We start from the raw sequence: 16,987 nt of genomic DNA, 5'->3' as shown, positions 1-16,987 counted from the left end.
GCATCGCGCACAGCCAAAAGCCTGATCGCCAGCTCCTGGATGACCACATCGGCGTCCTCGGTCAGGTGGCAAACGCGCCCAGCAAAGTTGCCGCGACTGATGGGCCCGACCCTCAAAGTGAAGCTGTGTAGCATGCCGCGAATCTCGCTCTCAGTGCCCACCAGCTTGCGGACGATGAGCTTGCGGACACCAAGAATAGAGCGCATGCGCTGCATTTCGGCGCTCTTGACGTGCACGAATTTGAACCGGCCAAGGCGCATGAGTTGTGCAATCCTACGTGCATCGACACGGTCGTTCTCGTGGCGCATGGTCAACAGCCAGACGTGTGTGTGATGCGTCTCGATGACAACAATTTCAAAGCCCAGCTTTGTCAGCTCGACCTGCAGCCAGCCGCCGATCGCGCAAGCCTCAACCCCGTGCAGCCGAAGATGCGCACGGAACGGCAAGAGCGCTGCAGCAATCGTGTCGGGCTCGCTGGCAGCCTTCTATTCGCGTATCACGGACCATCCTGATCAACAACACGGATGGCGGTCTCGTTAAGCGACACATCCAAACCTACATAGAGAGTTGCGGCCGTGCTCCAAAAGGCATCGGTGGATACTCAGTAGACGCCTCGGGACAGGCAGACGCCACTGAATGCCTGGCAGGCCCGAAACAGTCGGAGCCCTTCGCCTCTGCTTTTGGCTTTGCCTGCCGTCTTTCCCGATCCGACGCAACCAAGCAGCGGCCGGGGGGCGTCATTGCGATCGCAGAGATTGAGAGCAAGATGCACCGCCGGTTGCAGCTGATCTGCACGCCGGCATGCAGCCCGACGCAGCGCGGGTTGCAGCAGGCCAGCAACTGGTACGCGGCCGCCCGCGCAGCGAGGAAGACACGTGCGTGCGACTAGCACGCGCATTGGACTGGCAGCTATTCCAGCCATAACGGATGCGCCACGCCGATCACTGCCAAGACATCGACTGGGCCGAAGTAGCGGCGGTCGGACGACGCGGGATGGTCGCACTGAACAGGAAGAGCTCGCCTGGACCAAGGCGACGGCACTGGCGCCAGGCATGCAGCGGCCGCACTGCCCGGTCGGCATCCAACACCTGCGCGGCCAATACGCCGTCGATGCGCACTTCACGATCCTCGATGTACACCTGCTGTGGTCAGACCGCAGCCACGCGATTGAGCGACGGAACGCGCGTTGGCACTTGCCGCGCTCAACGGCAAGTGCCACCACACTGGCAGCACGATGCTCTCCACCTTCAAGTTCAATTGCAGCCGCTTGTCTGGATGGTCGAGTCTGTCCAGGCGGCACCAGCCGACGGCCAAGCTGTACGTGGGGTTGTAAGTCAGGCGCAGAACTGTAGCTGCAAACGATGCCGATCCAAGTGCGGCCAGACCCCGCACGATCGCGCCGGCGATCTGGAAGCGGTCTTGCATAACGCGAGTGCTGGTCCGAGCGCATCATTACCCACGAGGGCCTTCCTATCCAGCCAAGCCGCCTAACGTTTGGGCGTATACCGCTGGCAGCGGAACATGCGACTGGAGCCAGGTGGCAAGCACCTGCCAGTACGTCTGACTGATAGCGCTTGTTGCGGTGGCGCACGCCTCTATCCCACCGATCTGTGCGCGTCCAAACGTGTGGTTAAAATTTCGCTCTAATCTGCCGACCAGCGCTTGAGCGGCTCGAAGATGAAGCTATACAAAGGCCTTGGAGCTCCAAGGATGTCTGCTTGAACCGAGGTTCCTGACGACAGAAGATCCTTTTTTTCTTGCGATGAGATTTCGACCCAAGCGGCGTAATAATTCTCGCCGCTTTGCCCTCCATCGCCTTGCCCTCCATCGCTTTCGCTCGTTCCCGCAGGAAGCGCGGACTTGGAGATTGAAATGATCTTACCTCTGCCTAGACCAAAGACCTGATAAGGCGATGAGGAAATTCGAAGGGCAACATCGGATCCAACCAAAGCATTGCGGATAGCACTGGAAGGCACCAGCAGTCGTGCCTGCATCTTCGACCCGTCTGGAACGATGGAAAGCAGCGTTTGACCTGACTTGACTGCCTGGCCAGGCTCGATCAGACGGCTCGTAACGAAGCCAGATACGGGTGCTTGTAGCGAGAAGTCTGCCTGATCCAAGGCCTCTGCACTAGAAAGCTGCAACTCACCCAAGTCCTTTCCTTGCTGGAATAGCGCTCGCTCTTTGTCCACAGCAAGCTGCGCCAACGCGCTGTGGATTTGCACAAGGTCGCCTTGAGCAACAGCAATCTGTTGTTCCAATGAGGTCAATGAAGAACGTTGAGACAATACCGAGACGCGCTGCTGCGACACCTGCACTTTGCTGACGTAGTTCTCGTCTGAGAGATCGAGAAACTGTTTCAGGATCTGCTCTTCAATCGCAACCTGCTCCTCCCGATGCTTCACTTCCTGCCTCATCAAGCCAAGCTGCATCGTTTTGGCTGCCACTTCCGCATTTCGGCTCTCGATCTCTTTCTCGATTCCAATCAACGAGACACGAGCAATAGAGTTCAGCGCATACTGTTGTTGAACGAAGTTGTCTCGCTTGAAGTCCGCCGACCGTGTCCCGGACTGCTGTGCCGTGGGATCCACAAGCCTGACAAGCTCATCCCCTTTGCCAACATGCGCACCCTCCCTCACCGCTATCGTTTGGGCCAAGGAGTCTCTGGGTGCTGAGATATCAATCTGTCCTAGGCTCGGAATCAGCGAACCAGAGACCGAAGTCCGAGGCCGGTAGTCCATCCAAAAGCAAAACCCAAGCCCGATCAAAACGAAGGCCGCAGCACCCAGCGCAACGATCGACCCTCCCACTGGCTGAGCCACGGAGATGCTGCTCTCGCCATCAGTGCGAGCCAGCCGTTCTAATGCTTCTCGACGGAAGAGCTCCGAGTCGGTCATACCATCCCCGAAGCCGGAACTTCTTCCCTTCTCTTCACTTCGGGGATAACGATCTTGCCTTTAGACAAATGCAAGACACGATCAGCTGAATCCAGTGTCGCCTGGCGATGTGCGATGACAACACGCGTGATGTGCATGTGGCTGACCGCACTGTTCACCAGCGATTCGTTGACCACGTCGAGTTGACTTGTCGCTTCGTCCAGAAATATTATTTTGGGCAGCCGATACAGCGCGCGAGCCAAAAGTAAGCGCTGACGCTGCCCACCCGAGAGAGACGAGCCCATATCGCCGATCAAGGTCTGATAGCGCATGGGCATGGCCATGATGTCGCTGTGCAAGGCAGCAGCAATCGCAGCCTCCTCCACGCGCGCCATCGAAAAATCCGTGCTACCAAAGGTAATGTTGTCAGTGATCGTCCCACCGAAAAGCTGATCATCTTGCATGACCGTGGAAATCTGCCGGCGATAGCTTCGCAAGTTAGCGCGACTCAAATCCACACCACCGATCAGAACCTCGCCAGAGGTCGGGCGAAGCAAGCCCAACATGATCTTTACCAGTGTCGACTTTCCGCAGCCCGAGGGCCCTGTAATGGCAAGCGACTCGCCTTGCTTGACCGTGAACGAGCAATCATCCAGCACAAGTGGCTCACCATCGGCGTAGCGAAAAGAGACGCCCTTGACTTGGATTTCGGCGAAGGCACCTAAGTCGACCTCGGGTGCACTTTGTCGAATGTCCTCCTCTTCGGCCAAAGCAATGTCGGCCAAGCGTTCACTTTGGAGGCGCAGCATCCTGAACTCTGCACTCTTATCAATCAACGAGGTCACTCGTGTGGAGAACTGGTCCGAGTAGGCCAAGAACGCGACCAACATGCCAACGGTCATTGAGCCGTTGAGCGCCAAAAACCCACCCCACCCGACCAAGAGCACCCGAGACAAATTGGTAACCAGGGCGCTTGACGAAGAGATGAGGAGATTGGCTTTTGCCACCCTGAAATCCTGATCGGCGGTTTCGCTGAGCAAAGAAACATAGACCCGGTGGCGCGAAGCCTCGTTCCCTGAGAGCTTCAATGACTGCATCCCTCGGATTGACTCCATTGAGTGCGTTTGCTGATTGGCACTTGCGACTATGGACCGCTCGGTCCTTGCTCGCACCACGCCAAAGCTCAGCACCTTGATCATCAAATAGAGCCCAATCAGGGCCAGCACGACAAGCGTTAGCTTCCAGCTGTAAACAAGCATGATCAGCAGCGTGGCAAGCGCCATGACGCCGTCGATTAGCGCTTCCACGAAGCTGGTGGTCAGTGTCTTCTGAATGGCTTGGACGCCACCGAGGCGGGAGACGATGTCACCCAGATGGCGCTTTTCGAAGTAAGACATCGGGAGTCGCAGCAGGTGACGAAACACGCGGCTTGTCCACTGAACTGTCAACTGCGATGAAAGATAAATCACTGACCAGCCACGCGCGATGTAAGTGACCGCATGCATGATGCTAATCGCTAAGAAGGCGACAATGACACCAACGAGTAGCCCCCGATCACCACTGACAACGATCTGGTCGACAACGAGCTGCAATTGAAAGGGCGCTGCCATCACCAATATTTGCAAGGCGATAGAAACGACGAACAACTGCGATATATAGCGCCAAAGACCTGAAATCGGACCGGTAAGCTGTTTCAGCGATACCGAAGGCGCTGGAGCGCTTTTGGCAAATCCCGGCTCTGGAGTTAGTTCAAGTGCAACACCCGTGAAGTGCTTGGAGCAGTCTCCCAGACGCATCCTGGTTGGGCCAAATGCTGGATCAATGATCTTGACCGTACGCCCCCGCACACTCTCCAACACCACAAAGTGCGACATGTCCCAATGCAGGATGCACGGCGTCTTCAATTTTGAGAGGTCTTCTAGATCAATGCGGAATGCTCTGGCCCGGAAGTTGAGCTGAGACGCGTAGTCAACCAGCTGCCGAAGCGTTATGCCCTTTAGCGATACATTGAACCGGGCACGCAAAGATGACAGCGTCAGCTCTGAATCGTAATGGCTTCCCACCATAGCCAGACAGGCAACACCGCATTCCGCTGCCTCGCTTTGAAGCTGAACTTTCATAGATGTTGGGCAACCCGTTCAGAGGAGGATGCCTTGCTTACTTGCATCGCACTTGTCACTTCGGCGCGTCAGGACTCGTCATGGCCGCAATCCCGCACTCATACATTTGGTAGGGAATAAGCCCGAGCTCGTCGCGCCTTGCGTCCAAGCCACGCTGATCCTCAATGGCATAAGCCACCCACTTCCCGTCGACCTGATGAAATTGCGAGCCGTAGCGCTGATCTCGTCCTTGGTTAATAGCGACACGATCAGACAAAAGCGCGAACTCTCGCCCCGTAATTCCTTTAGGTAAACTCTTTGGGTTCAAGCCATTCAGGATCTTCGCTTGCAGAGTCGGAGCGGTGTCGGCGTGCTGAACCAACAGCCAAGCAGCTTCCACCCCTTCACTGCCGACTCTGTCATAGCTTGGGAAACCATCATCTGCGATAAAAGCTTGTAGCGTGGCCAGGTTTTCGAGGTCGATCTTCCTAACTCGATCAAACTCAACACCACCTGCCTTGTAGCCGGAAATCCTCCAAGCCTCTCTAGCTTGCTGCTCAGCATCACGCATCGCTAGCAACTGTTTGAGGTGCTCCGGCCGGCTTGGAGCGCGGGCACTCATCGAAGGACTGTCCTCTGCGCTACTGCGATGTGCGTCGTTCCACTTCGCAGCATCAGGGCACACCTTACGCATGTAGGCTTCTAGTCGATCTGGCTCCTGGGCATGAACAGCCGTTGTCAGCATCAATACGAGGGTAGCCAAGAGCATGTTGCAAGCGAAGCGCGTCGATGTCCCCATTGATCAGGCCACCATCGTTATGAATTTATACCGCGTGTCGACCTTCTCGTCAGAACCTTTCTTTGCAAGGAACTCCGGCGATTGCTCGTAAGCTTGCACGCTCAGATCAGCGGCATCGAGCAGATCATAGCTTGAGCGCCCGGCGGCGAGCATGGATGCAAAGGACCGTAGCAATTCGTACTGCGGGAGCGCGTCTTCAACGAACAAGAACTGCCCACCTGGATTGACCTCGAGAAAGTAGAGCTGGTTGTCAGGCGTGACAATCAGGTCCATGCAGCCGTAGTGGAGCCCAAGCTGCTTCATCACCGCCAAAATTCGCGCCTCGGTGGTTTGATCAAGTTGATGAGGCTTCATCTGGAAATCTTCAGAAAATGCCTCAAATCGCCAGTCCACGAATCCTGCACCGGAGCGGCTATCGATTTTCGCAGCGTAGATCCTGTCGCCGATGATTGTGACTCTGAGTTCGTATTGCTTATCTATGAACTCTTGGTAGATGCAAGGCGTTGCTTCGATTGAATCCCTATTAAAGCTCGCCAAGCTTTCGACCAGACTGGTTTGAACATAGCGACTACTAGAACCGTCGCGGCGTAACCAGTAGTGCGGGGCAAAGTGCTTCACAGCAAGACGATCATGGCCGCTTGCAAATTCCATAATCTGATCGTACTGGTTTGAAATGATCGTTCGTGGAGTCTTAAATCCACATTTCTGAGCCACTAAGAGCTGATATCCCTTGGCGGACGGAACTCGATTCTCAATTTTTCCAACGATAAATGATGCTCTCTCATTGAGAACAGCAGCTGCTGAGACGTAGGCTTCTTTAAGCTCAGTCTCAACAAATGGCTTCGCATCTTGGCTGATTTGAGGATTAACCCGGTAGGGCACGGGACGCCGATACCAAACCGAATTCACGCGATTGACCGTTACGTCGCCTATTCGAACAGAAGCGCCATCGCTGTCGCTCCATAGCGAAATGCCATCCTCCGCAGAAGATCCTATGCCATCCCAAATACTTGCCTGCCGACCGGCTCTTAACAGCGCCCAGAGAACGGCATTTGCGTGGTAGTCATCGGAATTTCCGATAATAAAATTGAGCCCTGGATCTTCCATGACGCACCTCTGAGTTCATCGATCACTTGCAGCTATGACCGAGGCCTCTGTTGGGAGGCCTCGGTTTATCGCTCTACTTACCAGTCCGCGTCGATATGGACTTCACCATCCGGTCGGCCAGTAGACACGCTGATGCTGCCACCAGCAGTTCCCTTGGAGGCAGCCACGCCGCCGCCAACGCTGTTCATCTCATCCAGGGTGAGTTCGCGGGCCAATTCAAAGCCCAGCGGAGACACGGTGTCGTTGTTGTTCATCTTCAATTCCTTTCGATTGTGGATGGTGCGGAACAAAGCTACTTCTCTCATGCAGCGCTGCATGACTATCGCTTACCGCAAGCGATAATTTCCCGATCGGATTAGTCTCCGTCGAAGCCTCGAGCGCAACCCGCTTTATAGCGATCGTTCGCGCCTCAACAACTCCATCAAACGCTACGGGCTTCATGGTTGCAAGCACGCGTGCGCGGTGATGCGACATCGAGGACGATCGTTGTCGTGCTCATGCGACAAGCGCTATGCATCGAGATATACAGTCGCACTCTCGAGCAGAGTTACCACATTAACGAGCACAGAGACTGGCACATGCTTGGACACGCTCATCAAGCGCTCTTCCAGCTCATGCCTCGTGTTGGGTCGTGTAGCTGCACTCGTGGCCTGCTGCTCATTTCGACCCACAAGCCACGCTACTCCCACGTCAAGCTCATGACTAAGCGCAAGCAAATGATCGAGGCTTGGAACAAAGCTCGGGTCACTTTCCCAACGTCCAAGCGTCGCTCTGTGAATTCCAAGTCGCTTGGAAAGATGCTCTTGAGACATCGCTAACTCTTTTCGCGCGGCGCGAATGCGCGCGCCGGTGTTACTGACTTCCATGCCACTTCCTCAAATCAAAACACGGCGAAACCATCCAAGCCCGGGCGTTCTTGGCGCAGGCTCTTCGACCGTGAGGTATCCCCATCCACTTCACATTACCCTACTTGGTAGTTCACTAATAGGACTTCGGCCGTCTATTTATCGTTTAGATTGTGTAAAAAATTAGCTAATTCCCACGATGGCACCAATAGTCACCCGGGAGAGAACATCGCTCACCCCGTTGACTAGCAGCTCAACACTGCAAAGCAACGAACCTCTTCCAACGCCTAATGACGACGCTCAGAACATCCTCTTTGTCTTCTTGCCAAATTTGGTGACGTCGACCAATGCGCTATGCAAGGTTGACGCTTCGACCAATCGGGAGAACATTGACTAATTGCTTAGCCAGGAAATAAAAAATGAAAAAAGAAATCAGAGCGACAAGAAATTTTTTCCTAAGACTCGGCATATGCGTTTCGCTCTGTGCGCTTACTGCATTTAGTGCAAGCGCAGTTTCTCGAGGCCAATCGGCTGAAGATCGATGCCTATTCAACCAGCCCCAAGTCTTTGGCTCTTGGAGCAGCGAGGGGCTAGCTAAGGCGATTAGTCATATCGACTGTGTTTGGTCCGAACGCCCAGTGCTTCTTATCGGAGAAACGCACGGGACGGACGAGACACTTGCGCTGGTGACAAGTCTTCTCGAACAGCAGCCGATCACAAGCAAGATAGCGGTTGGCTTAGAAGTCCCGTCTTCGGAAGATGCGCGCATTAGTGAATTTCTGAAATCCTCGCCCACCAAAGAGGCAACTGACAGGCTTCTCAACAGCGATTTCTGGTCCTACAAAGATGGAAGAGCCAGCCAAGCACTATTGAGATTTCTAACGAAAATTAGCGCACTGAACGAGAACGGGCACGATATCGAAGTGTTTGGAATTGAGGATGTTCAAAGCGGGCGGAGAAGCAAAAATCCTATCGCGAATAAAGAACTCGGCATGTCAGCGATTTTGAAGAAGAGAGCCGGGCTTGGACAAAAGTTGATTGCCGTAGGTGGAAATTTCCACATAAGAATCGAGAGCCCGCCGAGCGCCAACTCGACTACAGTTCCTAACCAACTGCGGTCCTTCTCACCGTATGTTCTTTTGCCTACTTCTAGCTATGGCGAGGCTTGGACATGCCTGTCGATGAGCGACTGCGCGGTCCACCAACGGCCACAGGGCGCGAAGTCTTCGAGCGATGACGCGGTGATCAAGCCAGAAGAGGAGAACGGCATTTATGCCGAGATCCTTGAGCTTCCAGTCCTAACAGCCTCCCCGCCTGCAAAAAAATAGGGGCTGTTCGATCAACCAATTCAAGCGAAATTTGCGCTGAATGCGTTACGCGGCCGCTTGCCCGCGCTCCTAAAGGAATAGTAATGAATAATCAGTTCAAGCCCGAAGGCGAAGAGAAGATCCGAGTGCTGGGCCAGCAGAAGGCCCGCATGCTCTCGGAAGAAGAGCTCAATGCAGTTGCGGGCGGCGTTATGTATACCAATTGCAATGATCCGACCACCCCGGGCGGCGCTCTGGCCGACGATTTCTGATCGAGCCATAAGCTGAAATTAGCTCGAAATAGCAATACATAGTGTACTGGGGAGGGGCCGCCCCCTCCCCATCTCTTACCAAAACGATTGATAGGTCGTTCTTAATGTTTATCATTATTAGTCGATATGAGGATGCACATGCCCTCGCAGTGAAGTGGGCATTAGAAAGGTCAGGAGTTGAATGTAAGATCCTAGACTTCTTCGAAATCGTCCAGGACGGATGGGCTTCTCTAGAAGATGACTTATCCTCATTCCGTTGGTGGGACCCTAAAGAAGGGCGAGAAGATTCACTGCGCTTCAAGGACGTATCCTGCGTATGGAAGCGGCGCACCACTCGCATATTCAACATGGGATCTATCCACGAAGACGACGCGATCCCGGTCCAGCGAGAGTTGCTCTCTTTCGTGGCATCAGTCGAGGCGCTTCTCTCTTATCACGCAGGAAGCAACGTCAACCCAGCGCGCATCAAGGGCGCCGGCGATCAAAAAACCGTGCAACTTGCTGCTGCGGCCGCAGCTGGGCTGAAAGCTCCAAGGACCATCGTCTCTAACGAGCCCTCGGCCATCCGATCTTTCTATGATGGCGTCTCAAAATGTCTGATGAAGCCGTATAACCAGAACACCTGGATTACGAACGGCCAACACTTCACCCAGCACGCGGTTACTTTGGACGCGGCCGATCTCTCTAACGATCGAGCGCTCAGAAATTGCCCCGCAATCTACCAAGAGTATTCTGAGAAATCCTTTGAGCTTCGCGTCATTGTGTTTGGCGACATTGTTCGTGCTATCAAGCTTGACTCTCAGTCGGTCGAGACTGCTCTAGTAGATTGGAGAGATGACTACTTGGGAAAAATGTCCGTCGAGGAAGTCCCACTGCCACCAAAGTTGGTAGCGAACATCCTCAAGATGATGCGCTCGTTAGATCTCAGGTTCGGATGTCTAGACATGATCTGCGAGCCCGATGGCTCTTACACTTTTCTAGAGATCAACGAGCAGGGCCAATTCCTATGGCTTGAGGAAAAAAATCCGTCGCTAGATCTTCTGAAGAGCTTCATCGAATTCATGTCGGCTGAGGCTGGAATAGATCACGAGATAGCAGATGTGAGCTTGTCTCGGTATTACGCGGACAGCACCTATCGAATTGACACCGACTATGTCCAGCTAAGAAGTGAGATCAGATGTAACGATAAGAATCGGCAACCAGCCCTGTGATCGGCGGGTCTAAGGCGCCAGTCTCTGCGCTGTCAGTGCGCTCTCCATGCGCCGAGTCCTGCGCCACGCACCAGCGACATCAGACGCGAGCGCGACTTCGATGTGACAAAGCCAAGGCAGCCAAGCAGACGCCGCTCGGGCAGTGGCGAGCTCTTGAGAACACGTGCACCAGACTGAGCCGTTCATTCAAACAGCTCGTGGAGAGATTGCAATACCGGCTGCACCAGCGTTGCTTCGGCTAGAACCGACATCACGCGTGAGCGACGGCATATAGCCAGAAGACAACCCGCCTTGCTCCAAGCCCTTGCAACGCTTATCCCGCCGCCCATGGCGCAGCAAAAAAGGGGCCCGAAGGCCCCGTGTGACTCACATCAGCCCCCGCTCTGCGAAGGACGTCGTCCTCTGCCCAGCCACCACGATGTGATCCAGCGTGCGCACATCCATCAGCATCAATGCCGTCTTGAGTTGCAGCGTCAGCACCCGGTCCGCACTGCTCGGCTCCGGGTCCCCGCTCGGGTGGTTGTGCGCCAGGATCACTGCCGCCGCATTGACCCGCAAGGCTTCCTTGACCACCTCGCGCGGGTGCACCGAGGCGCTGTCGATCGTGCCGCGGAACATCTCCTGGTAGGCGATCAGCCGATGCTGGGTATCCAGGAACAGGACCGCGAAGACCTCATGCTCGAACCCGCCCAGCTTGACCTGCAGGCAGCTCCTGACCGTTGCCGGCGAGTCGAACTTGATCCCCCGCTGCATCTTCTGGTCGATGGCATCGCGCGCCGCTTCCAGGATCTGCTCAGGCGACGCCAGCAGGTAATGGCCCTTGCTGTCGCGAACGTGGAGCAGGGACTCGAAGGAGGAAAAGGACAGTTGCGACATGATCGTGCTCCGGTTGCTCGGGCGGAATTGCCCGGAACCGGCCCTTCACGGCGCAGCGCAAGCCGTCACAGGGTCCAGCGGACGGCCATGGCCGCAAGCGTGCCGCGCACGCGCAGCCCTTGACGGCGAGAACGCCGTGATACGGTGAAAGGGACAGCAAGCACCGCCACCCATGCCTCATCCGGCAAGACCGGCAAGCGGAGCGCGCAGGCATCAGGGATCGCCGCCGCATGGCCGCGACCAACAGGCGCGGGCGCAGCCCAAGAGCCCGTCAAGATGCACACGCCCACGAACCGATACGCACGCTGGCGATCGGCCGCAGCAACCAAAGCAGGCAACAAAAGAGGCGAGCCAAAGACAGCTCGCGCTGGCCCGGCCAGCGCCTTGTCTTCGACGCAGAAAGGCTCCGACGAACGCTCGCCCATCGGGCGAGCCGTTCCCGGCGATAACTCAGACAGCAAGTCAGTCGCGAGCTACCGGCCCAACCGGTTACTCAAGGCGATCTGCGCTGCCTTCCTAGACAACGCAGGCGTCAAAGACACTGGACCGATCGCTCGCAGGCCCATCTTACTGGCCCGCCATGGCCGTTCGGTCACAGGGAGCCAATACCCGCCTCAGATGTATTTGCGATTTACCCGCATCAGGAGTAAGCCGCGAATACAACCCTGAGGAGTGCCCAACGATGGCCACCATCGCCCTGCTCAAACCTGCCCAACTGAGCGAGATCATCAAGGGTGCACGCCGGGCCAAGGGCATGACCCAGGTTGAACTTGCCCAGCGCCTGCAGGTCAGCCAGCAGCGCATCTCCTCCATGGAGAACGATCCATCGAGCATGACCCTGGAGCAGGCGCTGAAGTTGTGCGCCTTCCTCGACCTCGAGCTGGCCATCAGCACGACGACGCGCCAGAAGAAACCCACCACACCAACAAGCCGCGCCATCGGGGACTGGTGAGATGGGCAGGCGATCGCACAGCCGCGCCCTTTCCCTTTGGGTCGACGGCGTCCACCTGGCGCAATGGATCCTGCGCCCAGGCGGGAAGATGGAACTGCGCTATGCCGACAGTTTTAGCAGCCGGCTGTTGTTGCCGATTATTTAAATAAAAACACTGTATCAACCGCACTCGTGTAGTGCAGTCAAGACCATATGAACATCGACTCCTCGGAGTCGATAGATCCAAGAGCCAGTATAAATTACATCCAAAAAGCCAAGGCCAATAAAAGGCCTTGGCTCATAATTAATAAAACCTATTGCTCTTGAGTCTTCGGCTTAAAAGGTATTCGCTGCGTGTTTTGAGATGCAAAAACCCAATTCGTCCCATCGAATCTCATAACCGTTACAGTGATGTCGCAGTAACCAAAGAAAGCACTGCAAGATGCGAAGCTAGTCGTTAATGTATCGCCAGCATTTGCCGCCATAGCGGGCAGCGTCACCAATGAAAGAATGCCAAGCGCGAAGCCGGCCCGAACCCTCCTTAGAAAACTATTCATCACTGTTCCTTCCTGTAATCTGGATTAGGCACAACCTTTGTTGACGAGCTGTAGAGCCATGTTCCGTCCGCCTGCAAGGTCGCAGTGGTGGTTATTACGGTGCAGGATGCGCCCGAACAGTTTCGGATCACATAAACCATTACGTCCCCCGTGGCTGCGCATACAGAACTGATCCCCAGGGATCCCAGCGCAATCGCCACCAATAAAACGGCTCTTTTAATCACGTAATTTACCTTCCTGGTAATACAACATTGGGAAACGAACAATCATCGCTCTTGAGTGAAACACTTGTCACGGTAATCTCGTGCTTGTACATACCTCCCTGACCATACATGCCTTCAGATGAAACATTTGCGTTAACTTCTATCGCCGAACCAGGCCGTAATCCTAACCTAGCGAGCTCCGCCCTAACAAAACCCGGATTATTTACCCAATACATTAGCAACGGCCCTTGACACCCAACTAGTTCGTTGCGCTCAAACTCAGAAAAAAAGTGCCCCGACAACTTCTGACCACCTCTAGCAATATCTTTTTGATTGGAACAAGCCGACATCATGGCCAGAATAATTAGAATATGAATTTTTCTTTTCATCTTTTCGCTCTCGAAATGTCGTCTTTGCATTAAAACAATAAACAATCTTCCGCCCGCTTATCAAACGAAAAATATTTGTTTGTAGAAAACGCATCCATATTGGGCGGATTTCCGTGCCAACCCCTTTCAATATCCACTGGAAAGCCTCCCAACTCCCTCGGCGTAACATTATTTTTATTTTTCCTTAAATTAAGCGCCGCACTACTTATTTCAGCGGGGATCTGAGATCCATTTGCAACAGCCACATCGTAAATAGATAAAAATAATTCATTATTTTCTAGATGAAAGGGCGGACTGAGATTGGATATCTCCTCAGGCGCATAGACATAAAGAAGGGTCGGAATATCATCCAAATTTTTCTTTCTAAGCATCCTGTCGACATACGCTGCCGACCTATTTCGGTAGTCTTGCCAACGCTCTAGATTTTTTATGAATTCTTGCTTATCAAGAAGAGGGTTAAAAAGAATAGACCTCTCATCAAATCCATCTCCCAAAGCAAGCAGCTGATAGTCATAAGCAGAGCTTTTAAGAGCCGCAGGGATTGAAGAGCACTCTTCTTTGGATACCTCTACTGTCTCTTGCATAGACACGATAGTATCGATCTGAGAATCCCCAATCGCGGTTCCCAGGGGGGCTAGAGCTTGAGCCATTACGGCGGATGCTTTATCAATACCCTGCCGCCCAATGCATTTCCCCAAGGTGACGGCAACTTCACATGCAGCCCTACTATCCCCCTGTTTTGCCTTGACTGCCATAGCCTCAAATGCTGTCCCGCTAGGCGAACTAACAGCCCCCCCGGAATTCACCTGATCCAAGGGCGATAAATTGACCGTGACAGCCTGAGCTAGCACCGCCCGCTGCTGACCTTGTTCATTAGTACTTTTAAAGACGATTATTAAAGATCCAACGACGCAATAAATAGTTAATGAGACCAGCGCCAGTCTTTTTAAATTAGCCATTGAATAATCTTGACCTCCTTTCCAGAAAAACTATGGACATTGCCCTGCAGGCTGACTCGCTTCGATTATTTGCACCTTTCCAGAGCATCCCTTCAAAAAGTACATACATTTGGCACAAGACCCCACTTAATTCGAGAGTTTCAACCTCTAAAACAGCTTGGCTGGGGTTAAAATAACTTCATAGCATATCTTCAGCCACCTTGGCTGTCATACCGTACGCAACTTGCTTGTCGACGCCCGGCAGCAACATTGTCAGCCGAGCCCTAGCTTGGTCTTGCTCCCCTATCAGTCGAACTGTAGGCCCCAATGGGCCCGAGTGATTTCACTTAGGAATTAGCACCATTGGAGCAACTGTTCCCAAACGCCTTGACGTCGGCAGGAGGCTTAGAGCTCAACGTCCGTGTGGCGCCTCAGAAAATCCTAGGAAAACAGGAAATATTTCTGCTGTGACACTGACAATACGTCGGCACCGCTGATGGTCGAAGCTCGGTATCGCCGTGCTCCAGATGCGGACGTCGCCACCACCTCCTTGTGCCCGATCAAGCGCTCCAAAGCTTGTCGGTACTTCTGGCTATCCGCTGGTGAACTGTTGCAGTGAGTCGCAAAGATCTCTGCAAACGTGACGCCCTCGGGACGAGCGTGAATCAAAGGAGAGAGCTGGTTTGCTAGCGCCGTGACGCTGGCCTCACCGGCCACCTCATCAAAGCAAAAGCCAAGTGCACTTTGGCCAGTAAAGCTCGCATCATCCCGAGCGGTGTATCCCAGGGTTCGAAACATGTCCAAACCGGCGCCTCCGTAATGGATGAAGTGATTGTTCTTGTTCCAATGCACCTCCGTCATGACATCACGGGCTTTAGGGTGCTGTGACAAATGGACAAGCCAATAGTCGCCGTGACCGGTAGTCCTGATGAAGAACACGGTGAAGAACTTTGCACCACACTGCTCGACGAGCGCCTTGTAAAAGCAGCTCTGGATGTACAGTCGGAAGTCCTTCTCTTCTCTTTTGATCTCTTCGAATGTTCTGCCACGCAGAACATCAGGGAGATCAATTTTTCCGAGGACTCGCTGCGTGGCGGCGCTGTCGCTAGCAAAGTTGATGAAAGCATCGACAGCAAAGGTGAGGATCACTTCTGCAGTCGGCAGCTTTTGGAAGATCGCTCGTATCTGAGAGACAGGAACCTGCGAGTACCCGTACTGATCAAGCAGGAAAATTGAACGCCCTTTCCTGGGGCTTTTAGCTTGGACAGCTTTCATGAGCTGTTCCGAGTTCGCCTCAAACGATCCTTCGATCAGATGGATATCCCTGCCGATCCGCTCACCGTAGCCTCGCTCACCTAGCGAAACACGGAGGTGCTGCCTCGCATTTAAGTTCTTCTCAACAAAGTAGTAGTCGAGGTTCCAAGCTAACGGCTTCTTGCGGCCGATCGCTACAAGCGCAGCCGCTTCTTGGGCGGCCTCAAGGAAGATGAAAGGTGAACCCAGCACCAGTTCCTTGGTGTCTTGATGAACGTAGACGCCACCACCTGCGAAGCCATCCACCAGGGTGACGTTCAACGCCTCCTGTGCCGGTGTGACAATCAAGGTCTGCAAGTACGCGACCAAGTATTCACGCAAGACATCGTGCTTGGCGATGCTGTGTTGCTGGATGATCGCGGGACGCCCATCGTCCCATCGGTACGGCGATAGCGTCATCTTGCTTCCGCTCTACATCGGTGCGTGGGCTGGCATCTCGTCCCAGGTGCGGCCGTTCAGAAGTCGACCATTTTTAGCTTTGGCACGGCGCTTCCCGTCAGCGCCCCAGCCTCCCCACTGTTTGAAGAAGAAAGCAACGTCTTGTTCTGCACATTGGATCCTGACGGCTTCAGCCCACTCAGGCTTCATCGGGCGTGCCTTGGGTCCGGACTCTCCTCCAACAATGACCCAATGGATGTCAGTCAGGTCCACCTTCCCAACATTCTCGAGCAAAGGCTCCACTGATAGAAACCGGATCTTGGCTTCCACGGTTCGAAGGTAGTCGATTCGGGGCACGCCATGCCGTCTGTTCTCAACTGAAACGCCAAGCCAGACATTGTCTGGCACAGGGCGGTTCTTGAAATGGCGCGCCATGCGCGCGGCTCGCTTAGTCAGGATCTGGTAGCTATGCCACGGGGTCTGGGCGATCACATCCATCACCCGATCTATGTACTCAGAGGGGACCTTTTCGTGGAACAGGTCAGACATCGAGTTGACGAAATAGATGGTTGGCTTTTTGCGCTTGAGAGGGTCTCCCAGACGCTCCTCAATGAGGCGTAGGGCAAAGCCATTCTCATAGCCAGGCGTCCCCATCGCCTGAAGCCTGCGCGCCATGAGCTCGGCATAGCAATGTTTGCATCCAGCAGAGATCTTTGTGCAACCCACGATCGGGTTCCAGGTCTGCTCGGTCCACTCAATGCGGGACGTCGTGGTCATTGCGAAGCCTCTGCGGTTTCGCGCATGTTACCTGCCGGCCTTGGCACCCCGTTGCCGCGCCAACCATGCGCATAATTGATGCAGTATATGCGCATGCAAAAGCTCCTA

The 16,987-nt window shown here is 54.3% G+C and carries 15 protein-coding genes; 4 read left to right on the top strand and 11 right to left on the bottom strand.

Annotated features, from left to right (window positions below):
- The 7 genes from BMZ17_RS20560 to BMZ17_RS21215 all read right to left on the bottom strand — a co-directional run.
- The coding region (locus BMZ17_RS20560) for an IS110 family transposase (protein ID WP_139203038.1) at positions 1–446 on the bottom strand (446 nt) is incomplete at its 3' end.
- Between the two features lie 673 nt (positions 447–1,119).
- On the bottom strand, positions 1,120–1,425 hold the full coding sequence (locus BMZ17_RS21425; RefSeq protein WP_343124192.1) for a hypothetical protein: 306 nt from the start codon (positions 1,423–1,425) through the stop codon (positions 1,120–1,122).
- A gap of 218 nt (positions 1,426–1,643) precedes the next feature.
- Entirely contained in the window at positions 1,644–2,897 is a 1,254-nt protein-coding gene (locus BMZ17_RS20550) for an HlyD family secretion protein (RefSeq protein ID WP_093144371.1), read from the bottom strand.
- Positions 2,894–4,996 carry a peptidase domain-containing ABC transporter gene (locus BMZ17_RS20545; protein WP_093144369.1) on the bottom strand — a complete coding sequence of 701 codons (2,103 nt, stop codon included), beginning with the start codon at positions 4,994–4,996 and terminating at the stop codon, positions 2,894–2,896. Before BMZ17_RS20545 ends, BMZ17_RS20550 begins: the two co-directional genes overlap by 4 nt.
- Positions 4,997–5,051: 55 nt before the next feature.
- Positions 5,052–5,597, bottom strand: a complete 546-nt coding sequence (locus BMZ17_RS20540) for a DUF6624 domain-containing protein (protein ID WP_139203036.1) — start codon at positions 5,595–5,597, stop codon at positions 5,052–5,054.
- 180 nt (positions 5,598–5,777) lie between these two features.
- A complete protein-coding gene (locus BMZ17_RS21090; protein ID WP_139203035.1) occupies positions 5,778–6,881 on the bottom strand; it encodes an MvdC/MvdD family ATP grasp protein in 1,104 nt (367 codons plus the stop codon).
- A gap of 77 nt (positions 6,882–6,958) precedes the next feature.
- On the bottom strand, positions 6,959–7,135 hold the full coding sequence (locus BMZ17_RS21215; protein ID WP_175485708.1) for a hypothetical protein: 177 nt from the start codon (positions 7,133–7,135) through the stop codon (positions 6,959–6,961).
- Positions 7,136–8,145: 1,010 nt separating this feature from the next.
- Here BMZ17_RS21215 and BMZ17_RS21085 point away from each other — a divergent pair.
- The 3 genes from BMZ17_RS21085 (at position 8,146) to BMZ17_RS21080 (ending at position 10,516) form a co-directional block, all read left to right on the top strand.
- The gene (locus BMZ17_RS21085) at positions 8,146–9,054 is read left to right on the top strand and encodes a hypothetical protein (protein WP_139203033.1); all 909 of its coding nucleotides are present in this window, start codon (positions 8,146–8,148) and stop codon (positions 9,052–9,054) included.
- An 83-nt stretch (positions 9,055–9,137) separates the two neighbouring features.
- Positions 9,138–9,305 (top strand): hypothetical protein, encoded by a 168-nt coding sequence (locus tag BMZ17_RS21210; RefSeq protein ID WP_175485707.1) that lies wholly within the window; start codon positions 9,138–9,140, stop codon positions 9,303–9,305.
- A gap of 104 nt (positions 9,306–9,409) precedes the next feature.
- Positions 9,410–10,516, top strand: coding sequence for an MvdC/MvdD family ATP grasp protein (locus BMZ17_RS21080; protein ID WP_139203031.1), 1,107 nt, complete (start codon positions 9,410–9,412; stop codon positions 10,514–10,516).
- A 366-nt stretch (positions 10,517–10,882) separates the two neighbouring features.
- On the opposite strand, the gene radC is transcribed toward BMZ17_RS21080, so the two are convergent.
- The gene (gene radC, locus BMZ17_RS20515; protein WP_093144357.1) at positions 10,883–11,392 is read right to left on the bottom strand and encodes a RadC family protein; all 510 of its coding nucleotides are present in this window, start codon (positions 11,390–11,392) and stop codon (positions 10,883–10,885) included.
- Between the two features lie 682 nt (positions 11,393–12,074).
- Here radC and BMZ17_RS20510 point away from each other — a divergent pair.
- Positions 12,075–12,344 carry a helix-turn-helix transcriptional regulator gene (locus BMZ17_RS20510; RefSeq protein WP_093144355.1) on the top strand — a complete coding sequence of 90 codons (270 nt, stop codon included), beginning with the start codon at positions 12,075–12,077 and terminating at the stop codon, positions 12,342–12,344.
- A gap of 1,157 nt (positions 12,345–13,501) precedes the next feature.
- Here the strand turns inward: BMZ17_RS20510 and BMZ17_RS21075 are convergent.
- From BMZ17_RS21075 to BMZ17_RS20500, 3 genes are all read right to left on the bottom strand, one after another.
- Positions 13,502–14,431 carry a hypothetical protein gene (locus BMZ17_RS21075; protein ID WP_139203029.1) on the bottom strand — a complete coding sequence of 310 codons (930 nt, stop codon included), beginning with the start codon at positions 14,429–14,431 and terminating at the stop codon, positions 13,502–13,504.
- Positions 14,432–14,851: 420 nt separating this feature from the next.
- Complete coding sequence (locus tag BMZ17_RS20505; protein WP_093144353.1) at positions 14,852–16,123, bottom strand: three-Cys-motif partner protein TcmP; 1,272 nt, start codon at positions 16,121–16,123, stop codon at positions 14,852–14,854.
- 12 nt (positions 16,124–16,135) lie between these two features.
- Positions 16,136–16,879, bottom strand: a complete 744-nt coding sequence (locus BMZ17_RS20500; protein ID WP_093144350.1) for a DUF5131 family protein — start codon at positions 16,877–16,879, stop codon at positions 16,136–16,138.
- Positions 16,880–16,987 lie beyond the last annotated feature (108 nt).

This window comes from Pseudoxanthomonas sp. GM95 (assembly GCF_900109775.1).
In the GTDB taxonomy this organism is placed as follows: domain Bacteria; phylum Pseudomonadota; class Gammaproteobacteria; order Xanthomonadales; family Xanthomonadaceae; genus Pseudoxanthomonas_A.
Note: the sequence above shows the minus strand (reverse complement) of the source record. Positions and strands in the feature narration are given on the sequence as shown.